The 2,193-nt window shown below is 72.4% G+C and carries 1 protein-coding gene; it reads left to right on the top strand.

Going from position 1 to position 2,193, the window contains the following annotated elements:
* The coding region (locus AC0B61_RS37150) for an acyltransferase domain-containing protein (RefSeq protein ID WP_471746954.1) at nt 1–2,193 on the top strand (2,193 nt) is incomplete at both ends.

Here is a 2,193-nt window from a genome sequence, read left to right as displayed (position 1 = left end):
GTGGAGTCGTGGGGTCTGAAGCCGGACTTCCTGGTGGGGCACTCGGTGGGTGAGATCGCTGCCGCGCATGTGGCTGGGGTGTTGTCGCTGGAGGACGCGGCCAAGCTGGTGGAGGCGCGGGGCCGTCTGATGCAGGCGCTGCCCGTCGGCGGTGCGATGGCGGCGATCGAGGCGACGGAGGCGGAGGTGTTGCCGCTGCTGGCGGGCCGGGAGGCGGAGATCGCTGTCGCGGCGGTCAACGGGCCTTCGTCGGTGGTGGTTTCGGGTGACGAGGCCGTCGTGCTGGAGGTGTTGGAGCACTGGAAGGCGCAGGGTCGTAAGGGTCGTCAGCTGCGGGTGAGTCACGCGTTCCACTCGCCGCGGATGGAGCCGATGCTGGCCGAGTTCCGCGCCGTGGCGGCCGAGTTGACCTACGGCGAGCCGACGTTCGCGGTGGTCTCCAACGTCACGGGTGAGTTGGCGACCGAGCTGACGTCTCCCGAGTACTGGGTGCGCCATGTCCGTGAGGCGGTGCGCTTCGCCGACGGCATCGCGTACCTGGCGGAGCAGGGTGTCACCAGGTTCCTGGAGCTGGGTCCGGACGGGACCCTCTCCGCCCTGGCCCAGGAGATCACCGAGGGCCACTTCGCTCCCGTCCTGCGCAAGGACCGCCCCGAGGCCCTGACCTTCACCCAGGCCGTCACCGGCCTGCACGCCCGTGGCTCCGAGCTGGACTGGGAGGGCGTCTTCGCCGCTCGCGGCGCGAGCCGCACCGACCTGCCGACCTACGCCTTCCAACACGAGCACTTCTGGCTCAAGGCGACCTCCTCCGCCGGCGACGCTGCAGGGCTGGGCCAGGCCGCGACGGGCCACGCGCTGCTCGGCGCCGCGATCGCCCTCCCGGACTCGGACGGTGTCCTGCTGACGGGCCGGCTTTCGCTGCAGTCGCACGCCTGGCTGGCCGATCACGCGGTGTCGGGCACGGTGTTGGTACCGGGGACGGGTCTGCTGGAGCTGGCGATCCACGCGGGCGACCAGCTCGGGTTCGGCCGGGTCGAGGAGTTGATGCTCCAGGCTCCGCTGGTGCTGCCGGAGCAGGGCGGCCTTGCCCTGCGGGTGTCAGTCGAGGCGGTTGGGGCTGACGGTCTTCGCCCGGTGGCGGTCTACTCCCGTGCGGATGATGCGGAGAGTGATGAGCCGTGGGTCCGTCACGCTTCGGGTCTGCTGTCCGATGCCACGGCGTCGGCGCCGGAGGGTCTGTCGGTGTGGCCGCCGAAGGGCGCCGAGCCGGTCGAGGTGGAGGACCTGTACGAGGGCCTGGCCGTGAGCGGTCTGGTCTACGGTCCGGTGTTCCGGGGCCTGCGCGCCGCCTGGCGTGCCGAGGACGCCGTCTTCGCGGAGATCGCGCTGCCCGAGGGCGTACCGGTCGAGGGCTTCGGCGTTCACCCCGCCCTGCTCGACGCGGCGCTGCACGGCATCGCGCTGGGCGGGTTCGTGACGCGGCAGGACGCCGCGCACCTGCCGTTCTCGTGGAACGGGGGCGCGCTCCACGCGACCGGCGCGTCGGTCCTGCGGGTCAGGCTCGCCCCGGCCGGCCCGGACGCGGTGTCCATCGTGGCCGCCGACGACACCGGCATGCTGGTCGCCTCCGTCGACTCGTTGGCGCTGCGGCCGGTGGATGCGGGGCAGTTGGTGTCGGCCGGGCGGGCGTTCCACGAGGCGATGTTCCAGCTGGAGTGGACGGAGCCGACGCTGTCGACGGCCGAGACAGCCGCCTGGGCGGTGCTGGGCCAGGCGGAGGGGGCCTTCGCCGGTGGAACGGCGTACGCGGGTCTGGCGGAGCTGGCTGGGGCCGGTGCGGTGCCGGAGCTGGTGTTCGTGCCGGTGGCACTGTTCGAGGGCGATGACGTGGTGGGTGCTGCCCATGGGTCGGCGCAGGAGGCTCTGGCGCTGGTGCAGGGCTGGTTGGCGGAGGAGCGTTTCGCCGGTTCGCGTCTGGTGTTCGTGACCCAGGATGCGCTGGTCGGGGATCTTGCCAACGCTCCGCTCTGGGGTCTGGTGCGCTCCGCGCAGGCCGAGAATCCGGACCGGTTCGTCCTGGTGGACGCCGACGAGTCGCTGACCTCGGGGCTGCTCTGGTCGGTCCTCGGCTCGGACGAGACCGAGGCGGCGGTCCGCGAGGGCGCGGTGCGCGTGCCGCGTCTGGTGCGGGCG

The organism is Kitasatospora sp. NPDC023385 (assembly GCF_055664045.1).
The sequence above is the reverse complement of the archived record's forward strand: the minus strand, read 5'-3'. Positions and strand labels throughout refer to the sequence as shown.